23 protein-coding genes are annotated in these 26,038 nt (G+C 64.7%); 5 read left to right on the top strand and 18 right to left on the bottom strand.

Going from position 1 to position 26,038, the window contains the following annotated elements; translation table 11 throughout:
• Window positions 1–245: 245 nt before the first annotated feature.
• The gene (locus tag CSQ95_RS02275; RefSeq protein ID WP_083287090.1) at window positions 246–1,463 is read left to right on the top strand and encodes an MFS transporter; all 1,218 of its coding nucleotides are present in this window, start codon (window positions 246–248) and stop codon (window positions 1,461–1,463) included.
• Between the two features lie 51 nt (window positions 1,464–1,514).
• Here the strand turns inward: CSQ95_RS02275 and CSQ95_RS02270 are convergent, their stop codons facing one another.
• From CSQ95_RS02270 to CSQ95_RS02245, 6 genes are all read right to left on the bottom strand, one after another.
• Window positions 1,515–2,213, bottom strand: coding sequence for an aspartate/glutamate racemase family protein (locus CSQ95_RS02270; RefSeq protein ID WP_180278932.1), 699 nt, complete (start codon window positions 2,211–2,213; stop codon window positions 1,515–1,517).
• Window positions 2,214–2,282: 69 nt separating this feature from the next.
• Window positions 2,283–3,176, bottom strand: a complete 894-nt coding sequence (locus CSQ95_RS02265) for a hypothetical protein (RefSeq protein ID WP_143449877.1) — start codon at window positions 3,174–3,176, stop codon at window positions 2,283–2,285.
• Window positions 3,177–3,218: 42 nt separating this feature from the next.
• Complete coding sequence (locus CSQ95_RS02260) at window positions 3,219–3,740, bottom strand: hypothetical protein (protein WP_143449876.1); 522 nt, start codon at window positions 3,738–3,740, stop codon at window positions 3,219–3,221.
• A 72-nt stretch (window positions 3,741–3,812) separates the two neighbouring features.
• Entirely contained in the window at window positions 3,813–4,766 is a 954-nt protein-coding gene (locus tag CSQ95_RS02255; RefSeq protein WP_099408306.1) for a hypothetical protein, read from the bottom strand.
• A 7-nt stretch (window positions 4,767–4,773) separates the two neighbouring features.
• Window positions 4,774–6,309, bottom strand: coding sequence for an ATP-binding protein (locus CSQ95_RS02250; RefSeq protein ID WP_099408305.1), 1,536 nt, complete (start codon window positions 6,307–6,309; stop codon window positions 4,774–4,776).
• Window positions 6,310–6,320: 11 nt separating this feature from the next.
• Entirely contained in the window at window positions 6,321–7,151 is an 831-nt protein-coding gene (locus CSQ95_RS02245) for an alpha/beta fold hydrolase (protein ID WP_099408304.1), read from the bottom strand.
• A gap of 238 nt (window positions 7,152–7,389) precedes the next feature.
• Between CSQ95_RS02245 and CSQ95_RS02240 the strand changes: the two genes are divergently transcribed.
• Both CSQ95_RS02240 and CSQ95_RS02235 read left to right on the top strand, forming a co-directional pair.
• Window positions 7,390–8,637: a PepSY domain-containing protein gene (locus CSQ95_RS02240; RefSeq protein WP_099408566.1), complete on the top strand. Its 1,248-nt coding sequence runs from the start codon at window positions 7,390–7,392 to the stop codon at window positions 8,635–8,637.
• A 306-nt stretch (window positions 8,638–8,943) separates the two neighbouring features.
• Complete coding sequence (locus CSQ95_RS02235; protein WP_099408565.1) at window positions 8,944–11,274, top strand: TonB-dependent receptor; 2,331 nt, start codon at window positions 8,944–8,946, stop codon at window positions 11,272–11,274.
• Here the strand turns inward: CSQ95_RS02235 and mdcH are convergent.
• Genes mdcH through mdcA form a run of 9 tightly spaced genes read right to left on the bottom strand, consistent with a single transcriptional unit; the run spans window position 11,271 to window position 18,572 of the window.
• Window positions 11,271–12,209 carry a malonate decarboxylase subunit epsilon gene (mdcH, locus tag CSQ95_RS02230; protein WP_099408303.1) on the bottom strand — a complete coding sequence of 313 codons (939 nt, stop codon included), beginning with the start codon at window positions 12,207–12,209 and terminating at the stop codon, window positions 11,271–11,273. The two genes, CSQ95_RS02235 and mdcH, sit on opposite strands and share 4 nt — an antisense overlap.
• The gene (locus tag CSQ95_RS02225; RefSeq protein WP_099408302.1) at window positions 12,206–12,814 is read right to left on the bottom strand and encodes a malonate decarboxylase holo-ACP synthase; all 609 of its coding nucleotides are present in this window, start codon (window positions 12,812–12,814) and stop codon (window positions 12,206–12,208) included. The genes mdcH and CSQ95_RS02225 overlap by 4 nt, the downstream gene beginning before the upstream one ends.
• Window positions 12,814–13,578, bottom strand: a complete 765-nt coding sequence (gene madM / locus CSQ95_RS02220) for a malonate transporter subunit MadM (RefSeq protein ID WP_099408301.1) — start codon at window positions 13,576–13,578, stop codon at window positions 12,814–12,816. The genes CSQ95_RS02225 and madM overlap by 1 nt, the downstream gene beginning before the upstream one ends.
• On the bottom strand, window positions 13,571–13,999 hold the full coding sequence (gene madL, locus CSQ95_RS02215; protein ID WP_099408300.1) for a malonate transporter subunit MadL: 429 nt from the start codon (window positions 13,997–13,999) through the stop codon (window positions 13,571–13,573). Before madL ends, madM begins: the two co-directional genes overlap by 8 nt.
• 54 nt (window positions 14,000–14,053) lie before the next feature.
• Window positions 14,054–14,866: a biotin-independent malonate decarboxylase subunit gamma gene (mdcE, locus tag CSQ95_RS02210; protein ID WP_099408299.1), complete on the bottom strand. Its 813-nt coding sequence runs from the start codon at window positions 14,864–14,866 to the stop codon at window positions 14,054–14,056.
• Window positions 14,863–15,717, bottom strand: a complete 855-nt coding sequence (locus CSQ95_RS02205) for a biotin-independent malonate decarboxylase subunit beta (RefSeq protein WP_099408298.1) — start codon at window positions 15,715–15,717, stop codon at window positions 14,863–14,865. Before CSQ95_RS02205 ends, mdcE begins: the two co-directional genes overlap by 4 nt.
• Window positions 15,714–16,022 carry a malonate decarboxylase subunit delta gene (locus tag CSQ95_RS02200; RefSeq protein ID WP_086138093.1) on the bottom strand — a complete coding sequence of 103 codons (309 nt, stop codon included), beginning with the start codon at window positions 16,020–16,022 and terminating at the stop codon, window positions 15,714–15,716. Before CSQ95_RS02200 ends, CSQ95_RS02205 begins: the two co-directional genes overlap by 4 nt.
• Window positions 16,009–16,896: a triphosphoribosyl-dephospho-CoA synthase gene (locus CSQ95_RS02195; protein WP_099408297.1), complete on the bottom strand. Its 888-nt coding sequence runs from the start codon at window positions 16,894–16,896 to the stop codon at window positions 16,009–16,011. The genes CSQ95_RS02200 and CSQ95_RS02195 overlap by 14 nt, the downstream gene beginning before the upstream one ends.
• Window positions 16,896–18,572 carry a malonate decarboxylase subunit alpha gene (gene mdcA, locus CSQ95_RS02190; protein ID WP_257217918.1) on the bottom strand — a complete coding sequence of 559 codons (1,677 nt, stop codon included), beginning with the start codon at window positions 18,570–18,572 and terminating at the stop codon, window positions 16,896–16,898. Before mdcA ends, CSQ95_RS02195 begins: the two co-directional genes overlap by 1 nt.
• A 116-nt stretch (window positions 18,573–18,688) precedes the next feature.
• Between mdcA and CSQ95_RS02185 the strand changes: the two genes are divergently transcribed.
• Window positions 18,689–19,615, top strand: a complete 927-nt coding sequence (locus CSQ95_RS02185; protein WP_099408296.1) for a LysR family transcriptional regulator — start codon at window positions 18,689–18,691, stop codon at window positions 19,613–19,615.
• A 180-nt stretch (window positions 19,616–19,795) separates the two neighbouring features.
• On the opposite strand, the gene CSQ95_RS02180 is transcribed toward CSQ95_RS02185, so the two are convergent.
• From CSQ95_RS02180 to CSQ95_RS02170, 3 genes are read right to left on the bottom strand one after another with little or no spacing between them, the layout of a single operon-like run.
• The gene (locus tag CSQ95_RS02180; protein WP_099408295.1) at window positions 19,796–21,616 is read right to left on the bottom strand and encodes a glycoside hydrolase family 15 protein; all 1,821 of its coding nucleotides are present in this window, start codon (window positions 21,614–21,616) and stop codon (window positions 19,796–19,798) included.
• A 3-nt stretch (window positions 21,617–21,619) separates the two neighbouring features.
• Window positions 21,620–22,384, bottom strand: a complete 765-nt coding sequence (gene otsB, locus CSQ95_RS02175; RefSeq protein ID WP_099408294.1) for a trehalose-phosphatase — start codon at window positions 22,382–22,384, stop codon at window positions 21,620–21,622.
• Window positions 22,384–24,660: a trehalose-6-phosphate synthase gene (locus CSQ95_RS02170; RefSeq protein ID WP_099408293.1), complete on the bottom strand. Its 2,277-nt coding sequence runs from the start codon at window positions 24,658–24,660 to the stop codon at window positions 22,384–22,386. Before CSQ95_RS02170 ends, otsB begins: the two co-directional genes overlap by 1 nt.
• Window positions 24,661–24,920: 260 nt before the next feature.
• Here CSQ95_RS02170 and CSQ95_RS02165 point away from each other — a divergent pair, with 260 nt between their 5' ends.
• Entirely contained in the window at window positions 24,921–26,036 is a 1,116-nt protein-coding gene (locus CSQ95_RS02165; protein ID WP_099408292.1) for a mechanosensitive ion channel family protein, read from the top strand.
• Window positions 26,037–26,038 lie beyond the last annotated feature (2 nt).

Below are 26,038 nucleotides of genomic sequence, written 5' to 3'. Positions count from 1 at the left end.
TGTGGCGGAATCGCGCCCATTCCGTGTTATCGTTAACAACAAGCGCCATCGCTGTTGTGTGCAGTGCAGCAGATTTTAGCCGTCGCCCAGCAGAGCTTGCCCGAATCTTTTACAATGTTGTCTTTGGGCAGTACTTATAGCCCGAAAATACCGGCCAGCCGTCGACTCTGGTGGCGCGTTGCCACTTCCGGCCGGGCCACTGCGCGCCTCTCCACCCTGTCATTCTTTACCCAAACAACAAGAACATGCACGCCTCCGTAGACCCATTGATTCCGCGCGTCACCGCGCCTTTTGGCGCTGGCTATGCCGACCTGGCCCTGGCCATCGGCGGCCTCGCCATCGGCACGGGCGAATTCGCCTCCATGAGCATCCTGCCCGTCGTGGCCGACGACCTGGGCACGACATTGCCCCAGATGAGTCACATGATCAGCGCCTACGCGCTGGGCGTGGTCATCGGCGCGCCCCTGATCACGATCTTCCTGGCGCGCATGCCGCGCCGGCTGATGCTGATCTGTTTGATGCTGATGTTCGCTGGCGGCAACCTGCTCAGCGCCATCGCCCCCAACTACGGCTTGCTGGTCGTCGCCCGCTTCGTGGCCGGCATCCCGCATGGCGCGTATTTCGGCGTGGCAGCGCTGGTGGCGGCCGCCCTGGCAGAACCGGACCGGCGCGGCCAGGCCGTCGCCCGCGTGCTGATGGGCCTCACGGTCGCAAATATCTTCGGCGTGCCGCTGGCCACCTACATCGGCCAGACCCTGGGCTGGCGCTCGGCCTTTTTGCTGGTCGCCGCGCTGGGTTTGCTGACCATGCTGATGGTGCGCATCTTCGTGCCGATGGTCGCCGCCGGCGATTCCAGCCCGCGCCGCGAACTAGGCGTGTTCCGCCGCCTTCAAGTGTGGCTGACCCTGTTGATGGTGGCGATCGGCTTCGGTGGCATGTTCGCCGTCTACACGTTTATTACGCCAACCTTGCTGGAAATCACGAAAGTCTCGCCCCTCGTCATCTCGATCCTGCTGGCCATCATCGGCGTGGGCATGACGGTGGGTAACCTGATCGGCGGCTGGCTGGCCGACCGCTCACGCTTGTGGACGATCTTCGGCGTGCTGCTGTGGAACGTGGCCGCCCTGGCCGCCTTTACCTATACCAGCAGCAACGTCTGGCTGACGGCGATCAACCTGTTCGCCATCGGCGCCGGCATCGCCGTCGCCCCGGCCGTGCAGACGCGCTTGATGGACGTGGCCGGCGACGCGCAAACCGTGGCCGCCGCGCTCAACCATTCCGCCTTCAACATCGCCAACGCCCTGGGCGCCTGGGCCGGCGGCATCGCCATCGCCATGGGCATGGGCTTGCGCTCGACGGGATGGGTGGGCGCAATGCTGGCCTGCGGCGGCATCGTCGTGCTCGGCATTTCCGTGCTGGTGGAAAACCGCAGCCGGAATGTGGGCGGTGTGCAGCCGGCTTGATGGTGTGAAATGAGCGGCAGCCCCCTGCGGGCGCCGCGCACATGCAAGCGGCTAGTCTTCGACGGCAAACGCCACCGCCGCCTCGCAATGAATGGCCGTGGTATTAAATAGCGGCAAGTCGATATCGCCGGGCTGGATCAGCAGCGGAATCTCCGTGCAACCCAGAATCACGCCCTGCGCGCCTTGCCGCCGCAGTTTCTCGATGATCTCCAGGAAAATGTTCCGGCTCGCATCGGTAAAGATATTCTGCACCAGTTCCGTATAGATGATGTCGTGCAGGATTTCCTGGTCGGCCGCGTCGGGCGTCACCGTCGCGATGCCCTGCTGCTCCAGCGCATCGTGATAAAAGCGGCCCGCCATGGTCTGTTTGACGCCCAGCAAGCCGACCTTGCGCACACCCGACTGCTGCACCCGCTTCGCCGTTTCCTCGACGATGCTGATAAATGGCAAGCCGATGCGTGGCACGACGGCCGGGGCGAAACGGTGGGCGCCGTTTGCGCACAGCAGGAAGAAATCCGCGCCCATGCCTTGCAGGCGTTGCCCTTCCGCGACGAGAAATTGCTCGATGGCGCGGGAATCGGGCTGCGCCGCGTGCGCGACGAAATCGGCCTGGTCGATGCTGACCAGCATGATGCGCGCGCTGTGCGCGGGGCCGATGCGCGCCACCAGCATTTCATTAAGCAGGCGGTAATATTCCAGGGTGGAAGCCCAGCCGATGCCGCCGATCAAGCCTATCGTTTTGTGTTGCACGTCAATTCCAATCAAAATGCATGGCGTAAATTATATGTTGAGGCAAGTCAAGCAGACGCGGGGACAGGCTTATGCAACATCAAGACGGAGCGCGCGCGGGCCATAACGCACGGCGGAGGCATCGTCGGACTTTTTGACAGATTGCGCTCCAGACGCCAGATTATCCTGTTCAAACTGGCGCAATTCCCGCAGCAGCGCGTCCAGCTCCGTTTCACGGCAACGGCGCACCAGCCCTTCCATGGAATACAGGCCATAGGTATCGACCAGCCGGTAAAAACCATCCGTCATTGCCAGCAGCTGCGATTGCCTGTCCATGTCAAACGCGTACTGCCTGGCCTTGAATTCCCCTTGCGGATACATGCACAGTATGCCCGGCGCTTCATGCAAGTTCTGAAATGCGCGCCGGTCCCGCAGCATCGGCAGCAAGGCCGCGAATACTTCCGCCTTGTCCTCGATACCTTGCGCTTTTAACTGCGCAATGGCCGCTTTCAGTATGTCCTCCTGCGCATTCTCATAGGGATCGATATCGCGCACGTCCCCGGCTGCGCTGGAGACAAACACCTTGCAATCGCCGAGGGCATATATCTGTACAGCGGCGCCAGCGTCACCTTCGACAATACGTGCCCACGTCACGGCGGCAATGGGATAGGCATATGCAGGAATCTGCGCCAGATCAAGACGCGCCTGCACCTGGCGCTGCAAACCCGCCAAGGCCAGCTTGATACTGTCGTGCTGGCTCAATACGGGTGCGACCACCTCGCTCAACAAGGCGGCAAAAGTCGACACGAACCAGGCGGCATCCCCCGCTACCGTATCGAAATAATTCTTTTCGGACACCGAGCTTGCGCCATCAAAAATCAGGATATCCACGATTCCCGCATTGTGCGAATAGACTGTTATCAGATCCTCATTATTCTTTGCGCCGGCGGCATCGGATACGTGGACAATTTTCATCAGTTGCATGGATTCTTTTATTAAGGATTGTTGGCAAGGCCGGTGCGGCCATCAGCCACCCAGGACATCATGCCGGTCCGACGTCGCGCGGCTATAGGTGCTCTCAAACGCGGCCAGGCTCTCCGCCTGCGCCCACAGGCTGGCGATGTAGCGGAATTCATCCTCGAACGGCTGCTCAAATTCGGGCACGTCCGTCGCATACTCGCAATTGCGGCTCAGCATGACCAGCCAGTCGGGATAGCGAAGCGCCGGGTACAGGCGGGTCAGGATGGCGTCGAGCGACGACACGCTTTCCCTGCCCGCCAGATAAGCGGCGCGCAATTCGACGATGAATTTTCCCGCCAGAAACTGGTCACTGAGACGCTGCACACCCCGGTAGCGCTCGATGATGGCCTCGGCCAGGGGCAGCACCTCATCGCGGCCGCGGGCGCTGGCCAGCAGCACGACCTCGAGGTCGTCGCCTTCCTCATCCAGGCGCAAACGCTCCACGGCCCAGTCGACACAGCGGTCCGCCGGACCAAAACCCATATGCAGTTGAAAAAAGGCGATTTCCAATTCTGTCAGTTGTTCCATGTTTTTCCATTCAATATCGGTGATTGTCATGCCGACACCGGGTGGAGTTCGCTTGCATCCCGTATCGCGGTTTCACGCATTTGTTCCCCGCCTGCCGCTGCCGAGCAAGGCTGACAGCCAGCGCGGCCACCGCTCCCGCACGCCGCCGTTGTCTGCCGAATCGCGCCAGCAGTCGTCATAGGGCCACAGCTCATCATGGGCCTTCGTGCTGCTGACCAGGCATCGCTGCGTCAGCAGCTCAATTCTTTCCGCCAGGGTCAGCACCGGAAACCGGCCGTCATTTGCCGTATCGGCCCCTTTCGTGGCCAGATCATACTTGCCATCCACATTGTAAAGTCGCGTATCGCCGACGACATAGTCGCGGCGGAAAGACGTGCGCCATTGCGAATTAGCACCCCATCCATCCGACAGGTCGTTGACAGGGCGTCCCTTGCGGCGGTCAGCCCAGTACAGCGTCGATGCGTCGGCGATGCCGGGCTTGAAAATTGTCTTGCCAGCGCAGACATCGACGCCGCCACGCGAAAACAGCATGTTGCCGAGCATCACGCACGGCCATCGCCACGCCAAGATCGCGGCGCGCGCATGCGCAGACCCAGCGGGCTGCAGCTCGACTATCTCGTGATAAAAAGGCGAAAATTGTGCCGGCCGCAGCACCGTCATGCCCAGCGCCTCGACGAAAGCCTCATACTCGGCGAGCGACAGCGGTGGTCCGGCCCAGCCTTCGCCATTGCCGCGCCCCTGTTGCAAGGGCAAGACTAGCACCTGGCCTATGCGGCTGAACGCGTGGAGTACCCACAATTCCTCTTTGCTTGCCGGCGGAACAGGATTTCCTTGCCTTTGCGCAAATGAACGCAACCAGCCCAGTACCTGCGAATTGTCGCGCAACCAGGGAAGGAGCAGGTCCGCATACACGCCATCGCCTGCATAATTGAGCAAGGCATCGTGCAGCGCGCGGGCGCCATCCAGCAAGTCAGGCAGATGCCATTCTTCCTGGATCACGCTGCGCGATGATTGTTGATACAGCATATATCGCTCACTGCGCCTGCAGCATCTTTTGCAGCACCGCATCGAGCTCATAAAAATCCACGGGCTTGGTCAGATGTAAATCAAAACCCGCGTCGGACGCCAGTTGGCGGTCCTTGTCCTGGCCCCAGCCCGTGACGGCCACGAGGATGGCGTGCTGGCCGCAGGGCTCGCTGCGCAGCAGCCGCGCCACGTCGTAGCCGTTCATGTGCGGCAAGCCGATGTCGAGCAGGATCACGCGCGGCATAAAAGTTTGCGCCGCCGCCATGCCAGCCGCGCCATCGTAGGCCGTGCGCACTTCATAACCGAGGATGTCGAGCGCCAGCGCCAGGCTTTCGGCCGCGTCGGCGCTGTCGTCGATGACCAGCACCTTGCCCTCGCGCGTGCCGGCCAGCAAGCGGCGGTTGGGCTCGGGCGGCGCTTGCAGGGGCACGGCGGGCAGCGGCAGGCGCAGTTCGAACGTGCTGCCCTGCCCCACGCCGTCGCTGCGCGCGCTGATGCCGCCGCCATGCAATTCGGCCAGGCCCCGCACGAGCGACAGGCCGATGCCCAGGCCGCCCTGCGCGCGCGACAGGGCCGGCTCCAGCTGCGAAAACATGTCGAAGACGGTGTCCAGGTGTTCGGGCGCGATGCCGATGCCCGAATCGCGCACGGTAATGTGTACTTCGTTATCCGTGCAGGCCACTTCCAGCCCGATGACGCCGTTGGCGGGCGTGTACTTGACGGCATTGGTCAGCAGGTTGGCGATCATCTGCCCCAGGCGCGTGGCATCGGCGTCGAGCCAGATCGGCTGCGGCCATTGCTCCACGTGCACCTTGTGGCCCGACTGCGCCGCCAGCTCCGCCACGCTGTGCAGGGCCGCTTCCACCACGGGCGCCAGCTCCACGCTGGCGCGGCGCAATTCCAGGCGCCCCCGCGTGATGCGCGACACTTCCATCAGATCGTCGACCAGGTGCGTCATGTGCCCCACTTGCCGCCCCAGCACGTCGCGGGCCCAGCGCAGCTGCGGGGCGTCCAGCTGCGCCAGGCGCAGCACTTCCAGCACGTTGCGGATCGGCGCCAGCGGATTGCGCAACTCGTGCGCCAGGGTCGCCAGGAACTCGTCCTTGCGCCGGTCGGCGGCCGCCAGCTGGTCGTTGAGCTCGCCTGCTTCCTTGCGCGCCAGCTGCAGCTGCTGCTCGTATTTGCGGCGGTCGCTGGCGACAAAGACGGCAATCTCGTCATAACGCACGCCCTCGTGCACGCGCCGCACGGCATTGAACAGCATGGGAATGGATTGCCCATGGCGCTGGCGCATGTCGAGCAGGATTTCCGACACGCTGCCCTGCACCTGCATCAGCGGCAGCCAGTGCGTCTGGTGGAACACGCGCCCGCCGATGGTCAGCAAGTCCTGCAGTTTCTTTTTTCCGAGCAATTCCCCGGCGCCATAACCAAGCCAGCCGCAAAAAGTGGCGTTCGCCTGCACGATGGTGCCGTCGGCCGTGCACAGCAGCAAGCCGCAGGCCGCGTGCTGGAACAAGGTACTGGTATCAGGCAAGGAAGGCATCGCGTCCCGCATTACAGGTGCAGGCCGTCGAGAAAGTGGCGGATGGCGCGGTAGCTGGCATCGGGCACGCTCATGTGCGGGCAATGGCCTATATTCTCGACCACATGCAGGCTGCTGTGCGGCAGCGTTTCGCGCAAGTACACGCCCACGGGCGGCGGCGCGATGAAGTCGTCGCTGCATTGCACGATCAGGGCCGGCGTGCGGTTGTGCGGCAAGATGGCGCGGTGATCGGACAAAAACGTGGCTTGCGCGAAATGCCGGGCGATGGCGGGATCGGTGCGGCAAAAGCTGCTTGCCAGGTCCTCGCCCAGCGCCGGCTGGCCGGGTGCGCCCATGATGGCCGGCGCCATGCCGGCGGACCAGCCCAGGTAATTGCTGTCCATGGCATCGAGCAAGTCGTCGATATCGGCACGGCTGAAGCCGCCCCGGTAGCCGGCCGCCGCATCGTCGACATAGCACGGCGACGGCGCCAGCATGACTTGCGCGGCGAACAGGTCCGGCTCGGCGATACTGGCCAGCAAGGCGCTCATGGCGCTGACGGAATGGCCCACGCAAATGACGGGGCCGCCGCCGACGGCATGGATGATCTGGCGCAAATCGGCGCCATGCGCGTCAAGCCGCGCATAGCGATCAAAATCATAGGCGCCCAAATCCGAAGCGCCGCTGCCGACCAGGTCGAACAGCACCGTGCGGTAGCGGGGGCGAAACAGCGGCTCCAGATAGCGCCACATGGTCTGGTCGCAGCCAAAACCATGCATGAACACCATGGTGGCTGCCGCGCCTGCCTGCGATGCACCGCTGCGTTCGCTTACGCGGACATTGTTCCGATCTTCTATACGCATGCCGCTTCAGCCTTGGATATTTCCATGTGGAATGTAAATTAATTTATTGCTAGCATCTTAACATGCGCGATTTGACCTTGGGCAACACCATTGGCGCTGGACAAACGCCACGTCGCGATGGATAATGAGAACGATTCCCATTATCAAACTACCAGGCGTGTGCCTGGCGTTTCCCTGTGCGCCGCTCTGGCGCCCGCTGGCGGCAACAAGCCGGTTTCATGTTGAAGGTTTGTACCGCATGCGCGCTTTCTGGACTGTCATACACCGCTGGGCCGGCCTGACCATCGCCCTCTTCCTCATCGTCGCGGGACTCACGGGCGCCGTCACCTCGTGGGACCATGAACTCGATGAATGGCTCAATGCCGACATCATGGACACCCCGGGCCGCGGCCCCCTGCAGGCGCCGTTCGCGCTGGCGCACAAGGTCGCGGCCGCCGATCCGCGCGTGGAAGTCAATTACATGACCCTGGGCCTGGAAGAAGGCCATGCGGCCGCCTTCATGGTGCGCCCATTGACCGATCCGGCCACGGGTAAACCGTTCGTGCTCGGCTACAACACCGTTTACATCGACCCCGTCACGGCGCAGATCACGGGCACGCGCGATTCGACGGCCATTTCCCTGTCGCGCCGCAGCCTGATGCCGTTCTTGCGCCACCTGCATTACAGCCTGCACGTGCCCGCGTTCTGGGGCACGGACCGCTGGGGCTACTGGCTGATGGGGAGCGTGGCCTTCATCTGGCTGCTCGACAGCATGGTGGCCTTGTATCTGACCACGCCGCGCCGTTTGCGCCAGCGCGCCCCGGACGAGGCGCCGCGCCACCGCGACGCCGCCAGCTGGTGGCAACGCTGGAAACCGTCGTGGGTGGTGCGCTGGGCGGCCGGCGGCTACAAGCTCAATTTCGATCTGCACCGCGCGGGCGGCCTGTGGGTGTGGGCCGTCATCATCGTCGTCGCGTTCACGTCGTTCTCGCTGAACCTGTACCGCGAAGTGTTTTACCCCGTCATGTCCCTGGTCTCCACCACCACGCCGGGACCGTATGAAACGCAGACGCCGGCGCCGTACGGCAGTTACATCGCGCCCGTCCTCGGCTTCGAGCAGGCGGTGGAGATTGCGAAAAAGCAAGCCGTGCAGCGCGGCATCACGGCGCCCATCGGCGGCATTTATTACGGCGGCAATTATTCGTTCTACAACGTCTCGTTCTTCGACCCGGCCGACGAGTTCGGCGCGGCCGGCATGGGCCTGTCGAACCTGTACGTCGATGGCATGAACGGCAGCATCATCGGCCAGCACAAGCCGTGGGAAGGCACGGCCGCCGACGTCTTCGTGCAACTGCAATTCCCCCTCCACTCGGGCCGCATCCTCGGCTTGCCGGGGCGTATTTTGATGTCCTGCATGGGCCTCATGGTCGCCATGCTGTCCGTGACGGGCATCGTCATCTGGGAAAGAAAGCGCCGCGCACGCCGGCTGCAGGCAAAAAGCCGCTGACACCCGCCTCAAGTAGCCACTTCATAAGGGCGCAGGCGGACTGACTCAGCCTGCGCCGCACGCATTGGCGCCGGCATCACCACGCGCAACGCGCAACGCCCCTCCACACTTTGCACCACAGTCGCCGGCACATGCCGGCTGTCCGCGCTGCGCGCTTGCCGTGCGCCAGCCATCCCAAACCCTCAAATGCAGTTTACTTGCATTAGTATGACGTGCCGGCTATTATTGCAACTCGATTGCATCTATACCATCGCGCTGCGCCTGCATCCCGCGCCAGCACCCCATTCCGCCTTTTTAGAGAGTCCCATGCGCCATCACGTATTCGCAGCTGCCATGCTGTCCACCGCCCCGCTCGCTTACGCGGCAGACGACGTCACCCTGCAAACCATCAAGGTCCGGGCAGACAAGCCTTCAAACATCGACAGCGTCGTTCTGGTCGAGAATACGCAAGCCCAGAACAGGACGCTGGGCGGCATGCTCGAACATGTCTCGGGCGTGCAAAGCAGCGCCTTCGGGCCGAATGCGGGCGCACCGGTGATCCGCAGCCTGAGCGGCAGCCGCGTGCAAATCCTCGAAGACGGCCAGTCCATCCTCGGCATGAATGCGCTCAGCGGCGACATCAACATCCCGTTCGATCCCCTGTTTGCGCGCAGCGTCACCGTCAACAAATCGTCCGATAGCGTGCGTTTCGGCGGCAATGCGATCGGCGGCAGCGTCGACGTCGATTCCGGCCTCATTTCCAGGAAGATGGAGGACCAGCCGAAGGATCTGGAGCTGGTCCTGCGCAAGGGCTTCAACGATGCCGATGCGCAAGGCTTGCGCGTGAATTTCAACGATGGGAAACGCTTTTCGACGAATCTGCAGCTGTCATTCCAGAACATCGCGCATTACGCTATTCCCGGCAACAGCAAGGCCGGCGTCTGCAACAGCCAGCTATTCCCCGCGAAGGGCGGCGTGAATACCTTTCTGGCCGACAGTTGCCAGAAGGAAGCGCGGATCCAGCAGGTCTACAACAAGGCGTCGCAGCCGTTTATCGACCAGTTCATGAAGGAAAATCCGGACTGGGCGGACGGCGATTTTTCCTTCTACACCAATAATCCGACCTCCGTCTGGCAGCGCAAGACCTACGTCAATCCGGCCAACCCCGCCTACGTGCCGGGCACGCCATCGATGACCCAGAACAAGATCAACAAGGACGTGACGCCCGATTACCACGGCACCCTGGGCAACAGCCATGCCAGCAATGCCCACTTTGGCGTCGGCAGCACCTACTTTTTCGATCGCGGCTACGTGGCCGTCAGCCTCGATTCCAAGGAAAGCGAATATGGCGTGCCGGGCTTTTCCATGGAAAACAAGTCGTTCGGCGCGAACTATGACGAGGGGCTGCCCGTCGGCGTGATCATCAAGCAGGATAAATATGCGCTGGAAGCGCATCTGCGCGACCCCGTCGCGTACATTGAAAGCGCGCAATTGCGCGTGTCCCGTCTGAACAATGCGTCGGGAGAGCGTCTTGGCGCTACCAAAGCCAACGACTACCGGTTCGACACGAATCAAGCCGAGCTCCTGCTGGCGCAGCGGCGCGCCGGTCCCTTGAGCGGCTTGCTTGGCCTCAGCTACAAGGCCAGGGATATCACCGGCAGCGGAACGCAACTTTACCTGCCCGACGCAAGCACGCTCAGCCGCGCCCTGTTCGTCAAGCAAAACCTGGAATTCGACTGGGCCACCTTCGATGCGGGCTTTCGCCATGAAAACGTGGCGCACGACATCCGCAAGAGCGGATTCAAGACGTCGAGGAATGCGAGCAACTCCACACTCGAGGACAAGTCGTTCAGCCTGAACAGCTACAGCCTGGGCGCTTCAACCAGGCTTGGCCAGCTGTTCGGCGCAAAGCTGCGCTACTCGGCGTCGGAAAGAGCGCCCGACGTCAATGAGTTGTATGCGAGCAACCGCCACTATTCGATCATGACCCAGGAAGAGGGAAATCAGGACTTGAAGGCCGAGCGCGCGAGGAATACGGAACTGACCGGTTTGTTCGCCAATCGCGGCTTCCAGCTGTCCGCGACGGGCTACGTCATGAAATATGAGAACTATCTCTACCTTGGCCATTCGGGCGCCCAGATGGCCAATCGCCTGCCATTAAAATACTGGAAGCAGACGGATACGACGGTCCGGGGATTCGAGATCGATGCCTCACAGACCGTTCAACTCGGCGCCTACGGCAAGCTGAACCTCTCCACATTTGCCGACCTGGTCAAGAACAAGGCGGACAATCCCGACAAGCTGCGCGCGCACAATGACGGCGCCTACCTGCCCAACATGCCCACCAACCGCTACGGCGCCAATCTGCAGTGGGAAAACCAGGGCTGGAAGACGCGGTTGTCAGGCACCCGCTACGACAAGCAGAAGTACCTGGGCAAGAGCGTCAGCGAGGAAGTGCCGCTCGACGGCTACACCATGCTGAACTTCCAGGTAAGCCGCGCACTACAGGTGCCGGATTCGCCGTTTGCCAGCGTCGAGGTGTTCATCAGCGGCAGCAACCTGCTCGATGTCGATGCCAGGCCGCACAACTCTCCACTGAAATACATCGCGCCCTTGCCGGGCCGTGGCTTCCAAGTTGGCCTGAGCGCCAGGCTTTAAGGCACGCTGCCGTTGCGCTCCCGCCGCACCAGCGCCAGCAGGCTGTCGCCCCGGTTGCCGTCGCAGCAGACGGCCACGCCATCCGTGAAGTCAGGGGACGTCAGGCGCGTCAGCACGCTGCCCGGGGGCATTTCCAGCGCCAGCCGGGCGCCCCGCTCCCACGCCAGGCGCACGGTACTGCTCCACTGCACGCGTTGCGCCATGTTGGCGGCCAGGCTGTCGCGGATGCGCGCCGGGTCGAACAGCGCGCGCGCCGCACTGCTGCTCAGGTAGACGAGCGACGGCCGGCGCATGGCCACGCCGTCGAAAGCCGCGCGCAAGTCCAGCGCGGCGCCTTCCAGCAGCGGGCAGTGCGACGGCACGCTGACGGCCAGGCGCTTGGCCTTGCCGGCGCCGTGCGCGAGGGCCAGCGCCATCACGGCCTCCAAGGCAGGCTCGCTGCCGGCAATGGCGGTCTGGCGTGGCGCATTCAGATTGGCGATATACACGGGCGTGGCGGCGCCGTGCACCCGGGCCAGCAAGGGTTCGAGTTGTGCCAGATCAAGGCCGACGATGGCCGCCATGCCGTAACCGGTGGGATACGCCTGCTCCATCAACTGTCCGCGCCGCGCCACCAGGCGCACGGCATCGCCGTAATCGAGCGCGCCGGCGACGACGGCCGCCGCATACTCGCCGATGGAAAAGCCGGCCACCATGTCGGGCAGCGCCCCGCACGCGCGCAAGGAGCGCGCCATGCCCACGCCCGCGATCAGCAGACACAGTTGCACGGCCCGCGTCGACGCCAGCGCGCAAGCCGTGTCCAGCGTCAAGGGATCGCAGCCTAGCACTTCAGCCGCTTCGGCCAGGGTATCCGCCACCGCCGCGTCGTTGGGCAGCGCGTGCAGCATGCCCGGAGTCTGGGCGCCCTGGCCGGGAAAGGTAAACAACACGCTCATGCAAGCCCCCATGGCGTGGCCGTCAGCACGGGACCGCGATCCGTTTTCAGCAAGACCCGGCCCCGCCCCGCCGCCCACTCGGCATACGCAAAGCCGCCATGGCCCGTGTCGATCTGCAGGTCCAGCCGGCACGCCGTGACCTTGGCGGCGATGGCGCGCAAGGCCTCGGCCTGGGCGGCGTCCGGCGGCGCGGCCATGCGCAGCACGAGATCGAGGTCGCTGTCGGCGCGCAGCACGGGCAAGCCGCTGGCCAGGGCAAATCCCACGCCGCCCGTCGGCCCCCAGGCCCAGCCCGTGGCGTCGAGCAGGGGCGCGACCTGCCGCAATGCGTCCAGCGCGGCGCAGGAAAAATCAGGCAGCGGCATCCTCGCCACCGTTTCAGGCGTCACGCGGCGCACGACGGCGGCCGCTTCCACTTCGCACGCCTGCCGCTCGCTGCGCAGCAGGCCGCGCACGCCCACGGGAATGCGCCCGGGCCCGCAGCTGGCGCGCCGCACCACCAGCGGTGCGACCTGCAGCCAGTTAGCATCGGCCCAACCTGGCAAGGATGCGCCGTCCGGCAAGCCGTCCAGCCACAACAGATCATGCGCGCGCCAGGCTTCCATCAGGCCACCACCGCCTTGACGGCAAAGAACAGCAGCGAAGGTCCCAGCAGACAGCCCAGGCCCGTGTGGAACGTGGCCACCAGCGCGCCATACGGCACCAGTTTGCGGTCGGTGGCGGCCAGGCCCGCCGACACGCCGCTGACGGTGCCGGCCAGGCCGCCGAAGACCATCGCCGAACGGGGCGTCTTCAGGCGCAGGAAGCGCGCCGCGACGGGTGTGCCCACCATCACGAGGATGGCCTTGATGAGGCCGGCCGCGATACTGAGCGCCATGACGTCCGAGCTGGCGCCGATGGCCGCGCCCGTGACGGGGCCGACGATGTACGTGACGGCGCCGGCGCCGATGGTGGTCATGCTGACGGCGTCCGAATAGCCAAACGCGTAAGCGACGCCGGCGCCGACGAGAAACGGCAGCACCACGCCCAGCAGCAGCGCCACGAGGCCGATCAGGCCCGCCTTGCGCGCCTCGGTCGCCTGCACTTCGAAGGCGGTGGCGACGATGGCGAAGTCGCGCAGCATGGCGCCGCCCATCAGGCCGATGCCGCCGAACAGCGACAAATCGGCCAGGCCCTTGTGGCCGCCGCTATGCACGCCGCCCCAGTAAGCGAGCCCCAGGCCGATCACGATGGCGATGGCCGAGCCGTGCACGCGGCCGAAGGTCAGGTATTTCGACAGCGCCATCGAGACCAGCATGATCAGGCCGACAAAGGCGAATGCCGTCACCAGGCCATTGTGGATGGCGGCTTTTTCAAAGATTTCAAGCATGACGGTGCTCCTTGACGAGAATCTGGTCCGAATCGGTAGCGGCGACCGCGGCCGGGTTTTCCATGCGCGCGGTTTCCATCCGGTTCATCAGCGAGATCACGGCGCCGCAGACGAGCACGGAACCGATGGCGGCCAGCACGGCCACCGGCCCGCCGCGCAGCGCCGCGACCACGTCCTGCTGCGCCGCCATGGCCACCACCACGGGAATATACATGGCGCCCCAGTATTCGACGCCCCGTTCCGTCATCTGCGGCAGCCAGGATCGGCGCTGCATGTAGAGCCGGGCGCAGATCAGCAGCAGCATGGCGATACCCACGCCGCCCACGTTGGTCTTGACGCCCATCAGTTGCCCGAGCAGGTCGCCCAGGAAGATGCCGAGCAAATGGCACAGGGCCAGCAGTGCGGTTCCGTAAATGATCATGATTGTCTCCGTTATTGGAATAGGAATGACTTGGTGTCTTCTCTGTTATTTCACTTACCACTGCTGCCGTAGCACCTCCCTGACTTTTGCCGACGCCTGGCGGTGCGGCGCGCCCAGGCGGCTGGAAAGATCCCTTTCCGGATCGGCGCGGATGTCGGCCAGCGCCGCCTGCAGGCTGCCCTGCACCTGCGCCAGATCAAGCTCCGACGGCGCGTCCGGCTGTGCCACCTGCAAGGTTTGCCACAGCAGGCCCAGGGTCGCGTAATTCTTGACGTCATAAGCCATCGGTGGAATCGTCGCGGCCAGCGCTTCGAGCGCTGCCACCGTGCGCAAGGTGATGCGCGCGGCCGACGCCTTGCCCATGGCGTGCACCATCACTTGCGGATCGTCGAGCGCGATCAGGCGGTTGGCCTGATAGCCGTGCGCGAGGAACGCGCCCGACATGGCCTTGCCGACGATCAGGCCGATGACGGGATGGCCGGCCAGGCGCGCCTCGGCGTAAGCCCCCGCCGCGCCGGCCAGCGCCTGGTGGATGCCGTACGCTTCTTCGCGCCGGCCATACGCCTGGCTGGTCACGTCGATGACGGCAACAAACGGCCGCTTGACGGCCAGGTCGCGGTCTTCAACAACCACCTGCTGCACGGCGCGCGCCAGCTGCCACGCCTCGACCAGGCCGATTTCACCCGTGCGGGCGCGCGTAAAACGGTTGTCCGGGTCGGGCAGCACGGCCAGATAGCGCGCCGGTGCGCCGGCCAGCGGCGCGTCGACCACGCGCACGGAAGGCGGATAGCCGTCCAGCGGCGCGGCGTTGTGCGTCAGGGCCGCCAGCCAGACGGCGCCGCGGCTCGTATCGGTGATGGCGTTCATGCTGCGGCTCCTTTGCTGTAGATCAAACGTACGGCTTCCGGCGTGGCTTGCACGGCCGCGTCGACATCGGCCAGGCGCGCCAGGTAGCTTTCCGCCTGGTCGCTGCGGTGCCGATCCGGCACGCCGCGCGCGAACAGTTCGGCCACCATGGCGCGCATCTGCGCCGTATCGTCTTCCACATAGGCGTCGGCCAGGCCGCTGTGAAAGCGCTGTTCGCCGCCCGTCAGGCTCCATATAAATGGCTTGTTGCGCGAGTCGAATTCGTCCACGCCCGCCTCCTGCTCGATCACGGCGGGGCCATTGAGACCCAGTCGCGCTTCACGCGTCACTACTAAATAGCTGCACAAGCCCGCAGCGATCGACATGCCGCCGTAGCAGCCCACCGTGCCGGCCGTGATGCCGATGACGGGCTGGTAGCGGCGCAGGTCGACGATGGCGGCGTGGATGTCGGCAATCGCCGCCAGGCCCAGGTTGGCTTCCTGCAGGCGCACGCCGCCCGTCTCGAACACGATCACGGCGCGCGTCGGCACGCCCTGGCGGTTGTCGCGCGCCGCCAGTTCCAGCGCCCCGGCGATCTTCGCGCCGCCCACCTCGCCCATGCTGCCGCCCTGATAGGCGCCCTCGATGGCCAGCACCACGGCCGGCTGGCCGTCGAACAGGCCCTTGGCCACCACCACGCCGTCGTCCGCCTGGGCCGTCACGCCCTGCTGCGGCAGCCACGGCGACGCGATGCCGCAGAACGGATCGAGCAGTTCGCGCATGCTGCCCGCATCCAGCAAGGCTTCAGCGCGGCTGCGCGCCCCCCGTTCGATGAAGCTGTCGCGCTCAAGCAGTTGTTGTAATGTACTCATGCCGCCCTCCCCGCTTGCAATTCTTCGTAGGCTTGCTCGATGCGCATGCGCACCACGCCCGGCGTGGCGCCGCAATCGTTGATGACGATGGTCGCCGCCGGCAGCGGCTCGCCGCCGAATACGCGCAGCAAGAGCGCATCCCAGACGGCGCCCTTGCCGTCGACGGAGGTGTTGACGACGATGCGGGTCACGCCATCGTCGGCGGGCTGCAGCAGCACTTCCAGGTCGCCCGAACCGACGACGCCGGCCAGCGCGCGCCCCGATGCCGGCTGCCCGGCGGGGAATGTGTAATCACGCGTCTCCATGCGCTTCTCCTTCTTGTAATCTGTCCAGGAACAGGGTCGCCGCCAGCAGATCGGCCGCGCCGCCCGGCGACACGCCGCGCGCCAGCGCCGCCGCTTCCAGCGCCAGCAGCGCCTGCGTTCCGGCATTGGTAGCCGCGCCGCCGGCCGCCAGCACCCGCGCCGCTCCCGCCTGCAGGTCCAGCAAGGCCGCCTCGCCGCCGCGCGACAGCACGCAGGTGTCGTCCAGCTGGCTGACAATCGCCAGCAAGGCATTCAGGCGCGCCGTCGTCTCGTTGTCGCCGCTCGCCCGCGAAGCGCGCAGCTGCGCCAGCCCGGCCCCCGTCACGAGGGGAAAGCCGGCGCGGGCCTGGCCCCGTGCGCCATCAACATGGTACTGGCGGCACGCCAGCTCGCCCTTGTTGCCGGTGGCGCCAGGCGCGCCGCGGTCGCGCAAGCGGGCCAGCGCGCCGGCCCGCGCCGCCACGGCGTGCGGCGCCAGCGACGCGCCGCGCGCGCCCTGCTGCGCCGCCGCCGTCACCAGCAATCCCAGCGCCCAGATGGCGCCCCGGTGCGTGTTCACGCCGCCCGTCGCTGCCAGCATCAGCGCCTCGCCATCGCGGCCGATGGCGCCGATGCGCTGGCGCAGGCCATCGTCATCGTCGCTTTCCCAAGCCGCTTGGGCCATGGCGGCAAACACGGGCTCCAGCACGCAGGCCGAATGGCACATCAGGGCCCAGTTCAAGTCCGCGTGGGCGCCACGGCTGCGCAAATCCACCAGGCCCGGTTTCGGCGTCAGGGTCACTTCGTCGAGCAGCGCCTGCAGCACCTGCCGTCCCAGCGCGGCGGCGCGTTCCCGCACCGGCGTCATCATCATTGTCGTCATCATTGCGCTCATTACCAGCTCCTGAATTTGGCGGGGGGTTGATACAGGCCGTCCGACCACTCGACCAGGTCGGCGATGCTTTTCGCCGCCAGCAACGAGCGGTTCGCCGCGCCGCGCTGCACGCCGATATCCTCGGGCAGCGCGATCAGGCCGTCGGCGCGCAATGCCGCCGTCGTCTTCGGGTCGTGGCGCAGGCCGATGGGCGTCACGCCGGCGACGGCCGCCAGCATGGCCTTGCGCTCCTCAAGCGAACGGGCCTTGTACAGGTAGGCGATACCCTCTTCCGTCAGCACGTGGGTGACGTCGTCGCCATAGATCATCACGGGCGCCAGCGGCATGCCGCTGGCCTGGCCCACGGCCACGGCGTCGAGCGATTCGACGATCGTCGGCTGGCCGCCGTCCTGGAACGTCTCGACCATCTGCACCACCAGCTTCTTGCCGCGCGCCAGCGGGTCGTCCGTCTCGATCAGGTCCAGCCAGGCCGGTGTCGGATGACGCCGGCCGTGCGGGTCGTGACCCATATTGGGCGCGCCGCCGAAGCCCGCCAGGCGGCCATTCGTCACGGTCGAAGAATTGCCCAAGCCATCCATCTGCAAAGTCGCGCCGATGAACAGGTCGACCGCGTACTGGCCCGCCAGCTGGCACAGGGCGCGGTTCGAGCGCATGGAACCGTCTCGGCCCGTGAAAAACACGTCGGGCCGCGCGGCCGCATAGCCTTCCATGCCCAGTTCCGCGCCGAAGCAGTGCACGCTCTCGACCCAGCCCGTCTCGATGGCGGGGATCAGGGTGGGATGGGGATTGAGCACCCAGTTGCGGCAAATCTTGCCCTTCAAGCCCAGTTGCTCGCCATACGTGGGCAAAATCAGCTCGATGGCGGCCGTATTGAAGCCGATGCCGTGGTTCAGCGACTGCACCTGGTGTTTTTCATACACGCCGCGGATCGCCATCATGGCCATCAGCACGTGCACGGGCTTAATCACGCGCGGATCGCGGGTGAACAGCGGTTCGATGAAGAACGGCTTGTCGGACTGCACCACGAAATCGATCCACGAGCCGGGCACGTCGACCCGGGGCAAGTCGCTGACGTCGTCGACGATCTGGTTCACCTGGGCGATGACGATGCCGTCGCGGAAGGCGGCCGATTCCACCAAAGTTGGCGTGTCTTCCGTGCTGGGGCCCGTGTACAGATTGCCCTGGCGGTCGGCCATGTAGCCGGCCACCATGACGACGTTGGGCGTCAGGTCGACGAACAGGCGCGCATACAGCTCGATATACGTGTGGATGGCGCCCACCTCGAGCAAGCCATCCTGCAGGAACTGGGCGATGCGCAGACTTTGCGTGCCGGCAAAGGAAAAGTCCAGCTTGCGGGCGATGCCGCGCTCGAACAAGTCCAGGTGTTCGGGCAGGCTGACGCTGGGCATGATCAGGTGCAGATGGTGGATCTTGTCGGGGTTGACCTGGGTCAACATGCGGGCGAGGAAATCGGCCTGCTTCTGGTTATTGCCTTCAAGAACGACGCGGTCGCCCGGCGCGAGCAGCGCTTCGAGCACGGCGACCATGTCGCCCGGTTGCAGCACGGGGCCGTTCGCATATTGGCGCACGGCGGCGAGGCGGCGGCGTTTCTCGGTGCGCCGCGTGTCCCATTGTTTTTGCCGCTGCGCTGGCGCTGCTGTGGCGGTTGACATCATGCCTCCGGAATGAGCTATCGAGTCCAGACGATAGAACGAAAGCGCCAGCGCGACAATCAACCTGCTACCATGTTCATTACCCTGAAGTTAATGAACTCCCTTGAAAGAGGTTAGTCATGGCCATCAACGAAGAAATTACCCTGAAAAAGCTGGAAGTTTTTCTCAGCTTTATGGAATTGAACAACCTGGCGCGGGTGGCCGATGCGCTGGGCCAGAGCACCGTCAGCGTGCACCGCGCCCTGCACTCGCTGGAAGACGGCTTGCGCTGCCCCCTGTTCAAGCGCGAGGGCCGCAGCCTGATCCCGCTGCATGCGGCCTACACCTTTGCCGAATCGGCGCGGCGCGCGCTGGCCGAATGCGAGGAAGGCGTGCGCAAGGTGCGCGAAATGTCGGGCATCAACCCCGTGCGCCTGAAGATCGGTTCGCTGTATTCATTGACCCTGCACTGCATCCCGCAGCTGGTGATCGCCCTGAAACTGCGCCGGCCGGGCCTGGACATCGACCTGACCCTGGGTTCGAACCGCGACCTGCTGCAAAGCCTGGCAGACGGCCGGCTGGACGCCATCATCATCGGCGTGCAGGAAGACGAACAGCATGCGGGCCTGGTGGCCGTGCCCCTGTTCCAGGACGACATTTACCTGGCCGCGCCGCTCGGCTCGCCCTATGCGGGGGCGGCATCGGTGGACTTGCAACAGTTGCGCGACGACAAATTCGTCACCCTCAACGAAGGCTTCGTCACCTCGCAAAGCTTCAATCACGCGTTTGAGCTGGCGGGATTCGTGCCCGACACGGCCATGCGGGTGGGCGACATCTTCTCCCTGATCAACTTAGTGAGCGGCGGCATGGGCTACAGCCTGCTGCCCGGCCGCGTACGCGCCTTCAGCTCGCGCATCGAACTGCTGCCCCTGGACGCGCGCTACGGCTCGCACCAGCAGATTACCCTGCTGATGCAGAGCAGCCGCGAGCGTGATCCCAATTTGCTGGCGCTGGCGGCGGAGTGCAGGTTGTATGGGCGCAGGGAGCCAGCTTTACCAAAACCCTGACTTAACATTTAAACAATGGCAAAACAAACCAAGGCCCGGGTCTCCAGCCCGGGTACCTCGGGCCCGGCGGGCCTGAAAAATGGCCAGGGCAAGGCGCGCGGGCGCAGACAGTACGAATGTACGGCAAGCCCAAGCAACGCAGCCATGGGCAACTCTCAGGCCCGCGATCCAGGCCCGCACTTAAATAGCACTATCCCAAGGCGCCGACAACCGCACGGCGCAGTTGATCAACCCCACCATCGAATACGTCTGCGGGAAATTGCCCCACATCTCTCCCGTCACCGGGTGCGTGTCTTCCGACAGCAGGCCCAGGTGGTTGCGCGCCATCAACATGGTTTCGAAGATCTTGCGCGCCTCGTCTTTCCTGCCGATGCGCGCCAGGGCGTCGATGCGCCAGAAGGTGCAGATGTTGAAGGCGGTCTCGGGTTTGCCGAAGTCGTCGGGGGCTTCGTAGCGGCGCATGTAGGGGCCGTCGCACAGCGATGCTTCGAGCGCGTCGACTGTAGCGATGAAACGCGGGTCCATGGGGTCGATGAAGTTGACTTCCGCCATCAGCAGGACGGAGGCGTCGAGGTCGCGCCCGCCCAGGCTTTCGGCAAACGCCTGGCGTTCCTCGCTCCACGCTTCGCGCAGTAATCTCTCGCGGATCAGCACGGCGCGGCTGTTCCAGTGGTCGGCGCGGTCCGGCAATCCCAGTTTATGCGCCACTTTCGCCAGGCGGTCGCAGGCGGCCCAGCTCATCAGCATGGAAGAGGTGTGGACGCGGGCCCGCGTACGCAGCTCCCACATGCCCGCGTCCGGTTCCGCATGCAATCTGAATGCCTGGTCGCCCACGGCTTCCAGCGCGGCAAACTCGGCCTTGCCGGCGCGGTGGAACAATCGGTGGTCGAGGAAGGCCTGCGCCGCCCCTAATACAATGTTGCCGTAGACGTCGTGCTGGAAGTGTTCCTGCGCCTGGTTGCCCACGCGCACGGGGCCGTTACCGCGGTAGCCGGGCAAGTGGTCGAGTATCGATTCGGGCAGCTGCTCTTCCAGGCCGATGCCGTACAGGGGCTGGATGTGGCCGCCTTTCGAGCGGGCGACGATATTCGTCAGCCAGCGCAAATATTCTTCCATCGTGCCCACTTCCGACAGACTGTTCAATGCCCGCACGACGAAGAAGGCGTCACGCAGCCAGCAATAGCGGTAATCCCAGTTGCGGCTGCTGCCCGGCGCTTCGGGGATGCTGGTGGTCATGGCGGCGATGATGGCGCCCGTGTCTTCATATAAAGACAGTTTCAAGGTGATGGCGGCGCGGATGACCACGTCCTGCCATTCCAGCGGCACGGCCAGGCGGCGCGTGTAGGTGCGCCAATAGTTGATCGTTTCCTTTTCGAAGATGCGCGCCGTCTCGTCGATGCCGCCGGCCAGCGTTTCATCGGGGCCCAGCAGGAAGTTGGCGGTGCCACCCAGCACGAAATACGTTTCGCTCAGCACATAGTTCAGCGACACATCGGTGTTCAGGCGCAAGGTCTGTTCCGGTCCCACGTAGCGGATGTGGTGGCTGCCCTGCGTGATCTGCGGCGCCAGCCTGCCCCAGTCGTAGCGGGGACGCAGCCGCACGCGGATGCGCACGGCGTGGTCGAGCGGGCGGACGCGGCGGATCAGCATCAGCGGGCGGAACATGCGGTCGCGGCTGAGGAAACGGGGCGCGAAATCCGTGATTTCCACGCCGCGCCCCTGCGTGTCGTACAGGCGCGTGCGCAGCACGGCCGTGTTCGGCTCGTAGAATTGCTCGCTGCGCGCAAAGTTCTCGATGTCGATGGCCCACACGCTGCCGTTTTCCGTGTCGTCCAGCAAGCGGTTGAAGACGGGATCGCCGTCGAAACGGGGCAGGCAGGACCAGACGACCTGCCCCGCCTGGTCGATCAGGGCGTTGAAGGCGCAATTGCCTACCACGCCGCAATTCAGGGACGCTTGCGCGGACGGTTGGCTGGCGCGGGTGTCATGGGATGTCGTCATGGGCTACTCCTTCGATGTCGGGGATACGGCAGCGGCCAGCAGCGCAGTGCGCAAGGCGCCGGGGCTGGCCAGGTGCAAGGTGGCGGCGCTGGGGCCGCTGCCCACTTTGACGCCCTGCCCGCCTGCTTGTTGTACAAAGGCAAAGCCTGCCTCGTCGGTGGTGTCGTCGCCCGCGAACACGGGCCGGCGGCCGGCGAAGGGGCTTTCCTGCATGAAGGCGGCGATGGCGCCGCCCTTGTCGGTGGCGGCCGGCTTGGCTTCCAGGACCATTTTGCCATGCAACAGCAATACCCCCGGGCACGCTTGCACGGCGGCCGTCATTTCTTGCAAGCACAATTGCTCGAGGTGGGGCGCCAGCCGATAATGCAGGGCCACGGCGCCCCGCTTCCGTTCCACCAGCAAGCCGGGGTGAATCGCCGCCAGCGCCTGCGCGCGCGCCAGCACGGGCGCCACGTCGGGCGTGGCGGCCACGTGCAACTGGCCATCGGCGCCGCGCCGCTCCACGCCGTGCACGCCGGCAACAGGCAAGACCAGGGGCGCCAGCATGGCGTCGATCTGCGCGATGGGACGGCCGGAAATGAGGGCCAGCGCGCCGCCATGGCGCTCGGCCAGCAGCGCCAGCGCTTCGATGACACCGGGCGCCACGCGCACGCCGTCGGGCGTGGGCGCCAGGTCGACCAGGGTGCCGTCGAAGTCGAGGAAGACGGCTGTTCCGGGCGCACTCAGCAGCTGCAACAGGGCTGCGCTATCGTCAGGGATATCGGCCATCACATCCCCTTGCGCCGCTTGATGCGGCTGTGGGCGTCGATCTTGGTCATGACCTTGTCGCGCTGGCGCAAGCGGGCCGCGTCCAGCAGCATGCGCCCGGCCCAGCGGTAGACGTTGAAATGTTTGACTCTTGCCCGCATGCTTTTCATGCGCTCGCGCTGTTCCACGGGCGGCATCACGAGGGCGCGGTACAGGGCGTCGGCGCCCTGCTCGATATGATACGGGTTGATGATCAGCGCTTCATGCAGTTCGCGCGCGGCGCCCGTGAATTGCGACAGCACCAGCACGCCCAGCTCATCGTCGCGCGCGGCGATGAATTCCTTGGCCACCAGGTTCATGCCGTCATGCAAGCTTGTCACCATGCACACTTCCGAGGCGCGGAAATAGCGCTGCAGATCGTCCTGGCCATGGTGTTCCGCTTTCAGCAGGATGGGCACGTAGTCGCCGCTGCCGAAGCGGCGGTTGATGCGCTCGACCATCTTGCGCACCCTGGCGTCGAAGCTTTGATATTCATCGAGCGACGCGCGGCTGGGGGCGGCGATCTGCACGAACGTGAAATTGCCGACCATGCCGGGCTGCTGCTCCAGCATGCGCTCGACGGCCTGGAAGCGCTCGACGATGCCTTTCGTATAGTCAAGGCGGTCCACGCCGATGCCCAGCAAGTGGTCAGGCGCCACGCTCAGCTCGGCACGGATCTGTGCGCGGCACGCGGCCACGTCGGGCTGCGCCGGGTCATCCTCGGGCCAGGCGATCGAGATCGGGTAATCCTCGACCTGCGTCATCTCGCCGCCATACGAAATGGTCGACGCTTCCGGCTCGATGCGGGTTTCCAGGTAGCGGTCCACCGTTTCGAGGAAATTCTTGCGGTGGAACGGCGTGTGGAAGCCCAGGATCGTGCTGCCCAGCAAGCCGTCGAGGATTTCCTCGCGCCATGGGCAAATGCCGAACGATTCCGAGTTCGGCCAGGGGATATGCCAGAACGTAATAATCGTCGCCTTCGGCAAGGCTTCGCGCACCATGCGCGGCAGCAAGGCGAAGTGATAGTCCTGCACCAGCACGACGGGATTGTCCGTCTTCGCCTCGGCGATCACGGCATCGGCGAAGCGGCGGTTGACCTTCACATACTGCTCCCAGTCGGACGAGCGGAACACGGGACGCACGTGGGCGATATGGCACAGCGGCCACATGCCCTCATTGGCAAAACCATAATAATAGCCCTGCTCTTCCTCTTCCGTCAGCCACACGCGGCGCAAGGTATAGCTGGGATTGTCGGGCGGCACGGGCACGTGGTCGAGCTTGTCGACCGTCTCGCGGTCGGCGGAACCGGCGCCATGCGCGATCCACGTGCCGGAGCACGCGCGCATCACGGCTTCCACGGCCGTCACCAGGCCGCTGGCCGGACGCTGCACGCGGATATCACCGCTGCCGTCATCGGCTTTCGTGTGGATATACGGTTCGCGGTTCGACACGACGAGCACCTGGTCGCCCTGCAAGTCCGCTTCCAGCAAGGCGCGCAGCTTGTCCGGCGTCCAGTCGGACGACCAGCCGTTATCGCCCTGGCGTTCCAGGTGGTATTCCTGCAGCAATTCGCGCAAGTCGCCGATCAGCGGCTGCATTTCCGGCGGCGGCGCGGGTGCGGCGGCGGGCGCCGTGGCGGCGGCCACTGCGCCATTGCTTTTCGGCAGCAACTCGCCCCGCAAGATATCCTTCACGGCCGACAGCCAGCCGCGCCAGCTCAGGTGGGCGACGAACACGGTCATCAGGGAAATGAGCACGGCCAGCACGGCCAGGAAGGCAAAAATAAAACGCTTGGTATCGGTATTGCGGCGTTCGACAAAGCTCATGTCCTGCACCAGTACCAGGCGGCCCAGCTGGGAAGCGTCCTGCATGACGGGGGTTTCGCTCAGGTGGACTTGCCCTTGCGGCAATTGCGCCAGGGATTTGTACAGGCCGCCCGTAGAGGGCGTGCTCCAGCAGCCGATGGAAGTTGGGTATTGCGCGGACTGGTACAGCAAGTGGCCCCCGTTGTCGCAAAAGCCGATGGCGATCAGGCGTTCGTCGCGCGTGGCGCCCTGGAACAGTTCGCTGATGCGGGTGGCATCCTGCGCGGGCAGGTATTCGGTGAGCGAGGGGCGGAGGGTTCCAGCGAGCAATTCAGCCCGGCTGTCGAGGTCGCGCACATACCAGCGCAGGGTAATGTTATCGAGCAGGGGTACCACGATATAAGCAAACAGTCCCAGCACGAGGGCAAGCGGCAGGATGAAGCGCAAGGACATTCGGAGTGATCGTACTATCATCGGTTTCCTTTGCAAAAACAAAAAGCATGGCAAGTATGACTATGTTTCCAATGCAGCGACGCCCGCTTGCTTTCCGTATTGAAACGTCAACGAGGCATGGCGCAGCGCAGCAATTTCTTCCAGTATCCGCCTTGACCGAAGTCTTATCCGTACGGCAACGCACGCCCCCGCGACGTCATCTGCCCGTAAAATAGCCGCTTCCGACATCCATTTCACTTATCAATAAGGAGTTTTCGCCTATGGATCTCAGCACGTTTCACTCGCTGATGGGAGGCCCGCTGCGCTCGGCGCTGACCGTGCTCGTTTCCGCCCTGCTCGTCACCCTCGTCGCCATCGGCGTGCACCGGGCCGGCATCGGCTTGCTGAAAAGACTGGCCCATGGCCACGCGCTGGCCAGCAACGTGGCGCGCGTGGCCTTCCGCGCCAGTCAGCTGTGCCTGATCGTCTTCGGCCTGCGTATGGTGCTGGCCAGCGCGCCCGACGACACGCCGGGCCTCGTCGCCATGTCGCACCTGGCCAGCGTGGCGCTGATCATCGCGCTGACCTGGCTGGCCATGCAATGCATCGAGTCGCTCAGCATCACGATTTCCCAGATCAATCCCGTCGACGCGGCCGACAACCTGCGCGCGCGGCGCCGGATCACCCAGGCCCGCGTGCTCACGCGCAGCGCGCATGCCATCGTCGTCCTCCTGGGCGTGTCCTTCGTGCTGCTGACCTTGCCCGGCGCAAGGCAGATCGGCGCCAGCCTGCTGGCCTCGGCCGGCGTGGCGGGCCTGGTAGCCGGTATCGCCGCCCGGCCCGTGCTCGGTAATTTCATTGCAGGGCTGCAAATTGCGTTCTCTCAACCCATCCGCATCGACGATGTGCTGATCGTCAATGGCGAATGGGGCACGGTGGAGGAAATCAAGGGGACCTACGTGGTCGTGCGCGTGTGGGATGAACGCCGGCTGATCGTGCCGCTGCAATGGTTCATCGAAAATCCGTTCGAGAACTGGACGCATACCTCCTCCGACATCCTCGGCACGGTGTTCCTGTGGCTCGATTTCAGCATCCCGATCGAGCCCCTGCGGGCGGAACTGACGCGCATCTGCGCATCCGCCAAGCAATGGGACGGCCGCGTCTGCACCGTGCAGGCGACGGATTCGAACGAGCGGGCCGTGCGCGTGCGTTTCCTGATCAGCGCGGTGGATTCAGGCACGGCGTTTGAATTGCGCTGCCTCGTGCGCGAGCAGATGCTCGCCTTTATCACCACCAATTATCCGCACGGCCTGCCGCGCCTGCGCTCCACGCACGACCCCATCGAACTGCACGCCATGCAGGCGCAGAACGATACGGTACAGTTGTACAAGGCGTAACA

Origin of the sequence: Janthinobacterium sp. BJB304 (assembly GCF_002735765.1) — a bacterium.
Lineage (GTDB): Bacteria > Pseudomonadota > Gammaproteobacteria > Burkholderiales > Burkholderiaceae_D > Janthinobacterium.
This window is presented reverse-complemented; position numbering and strand designations above follow the sequence as displayed.

Bases quoted from the DNA above. Each gene is read 5' to 3' on its own strand.
- CSQ95_RS02275 (WP_083287090.1), top strand. From the start codon at position 246: ATGCACGCCTCCGTAGACCCATTGATTCCGCGCGTCACCGCGCCTTTT.
- CSQ95_RS02265 (WP_143449877.1), bottom strand. From the start codon at position 3,176: ATGCAACTGATGAAAATTGTCCACGTATCCGATGCCGCCGGCGCAAAG.
- CSQ95_RS02260 (WP_143449876.1), bottom strand. From the start codon at position 3,740: ATGGAACAACTGACAGAATTGGAAATCGCCTTTTTTCAACTGCATATG.
- CSQ95_RS02255 (WP_099408306.1), bottom strand. From the start codon at position 4,766: ATGCTGTATCAACAATCATCGCGCAGCGTGATCCAGGAAGAATGGCAT.
- CSQ95_RS02250 (WP_099408305.1), bottom strand. From the start codon at position 6,309: ATGCCTTCCTTGCCTGATACCAGTACCTTGTTCCAGCACGCGGCCTGC.
- CSQ95_RS02245 (WP_099408304.1), bottom strand. From the start codon at position 7,151: ATGCGTATAGAAGATCGGAACAATGTCCGCGTAAGCGAACGCAGCGGT.
- CSQ95_RS02240 (WP_099408566.1), top strand. From the start codon at position 7,390: ATGCGCGCTTTCTGGACTGTCATACACCGCTGGGCCGGCCTGACCATC.
- CSQ95_RS02235 (WP_099408565.1), top strand. From the start codon at position 8,944: ATGCGCCATCACGTATTCGCAGCTGCCATGCTGTCCACCGCCCCGCTC.
- mdcH (WP_099408303.1), bottom strand. From the start codon at position 12,209: ATGAGCGTGTTGTTTACCTTTCCCGGCCAGGGCGCCCAGACTCCGGGC.
- CSQ95_RS02225 (WP_099408302.1), bottom strand. From the start codon at position 12,814: ATGGAAGCCTGGCGCGCGCATGATCTGTTGTGGCTGGACGGCTTGCCG.
- madM (WP_099408301.1), bottom strand. From the start codon at position 13,578: ATGCTTGAAATCTTTGAAAAAGCCGCCATCCACAATGGCCTGGTGACG.
- madL (WP_099408300.1), bottom strand. From the start codon at position 13,999: ATGATCATTTACGGAACCGCACTGCTGGCCCTGTGCCATTTGCTCGGC.
- mdcE (WP_099408299.1), bottom strand. From the start codon at position 14,866: ATGAACGCCATCACCGATACGAGCCGCGGCGCCGTCTGGCTGGCGGCC.
- CSQ95_RS02205 (WP_099408298.1), bottom strand. From the start codon at position 15,717: ATGAGTACATTACAACAACTGCTTGAGCGCGACAGCTTCATCGAACGG.
- CSQ95_RS02200 (WP_086138093.1), bottom strand. From the start codon at position 16,022: ATGGAGACGCGTGATTACACATTCCCCGCCGGGCAGCCGGCATCGGGG.
- CSQ95_RS02195 (WP_099408297.1), bottom strand. From the start codon at position 16,896: ATGAGCGCAATGATGACGACAATGATGATGACGCCGGTGCGGGAACGC.
- mdcA (WP_257217918.1), bottom strand. From the start codon at position 18,572: ATGATGTCAACCGCCACAGCAGCGCCAGCGCAGCGGCAAAAACAATGG.
- CSQ95_RS02185 (WP_099408296.1), top strand. From the start codon at position 18,689: ATGGCCATCAACGAAGAAATTACCCTGAAAAAGCTGGAAGTTTTTCTC.
- CSQ95_RS02180 (WP_099408295.1), bottom strand. From the start codon at position 21,616: ATGACGACATCCCATGACACCCGCGCCAGCCAACCGTCCGCGCAAGCG.
- otsB (WP_099408294.1), bottom strand. From the start codon at position 22,384: ATGGCCGATATCCCTGACGATAGCGCAGCCCTGTTGCAGCTGCTGAGT.
- CSQ95_RS02170 (WP_099408293.1), bottom strand. From the start codon at position 24,660: ATGTCCTTGCGCTTCATCCTGCCGCTTGCCCTCGTGCTGGGACTGTTT.
- CSQ95_RS02165 (WP_099408292.1), top strand. From the start codon at position 24,921: ATGGATCTCAGCACGTTTCACTCGCTGATGGGAGGCCCGCTGCGCTCG.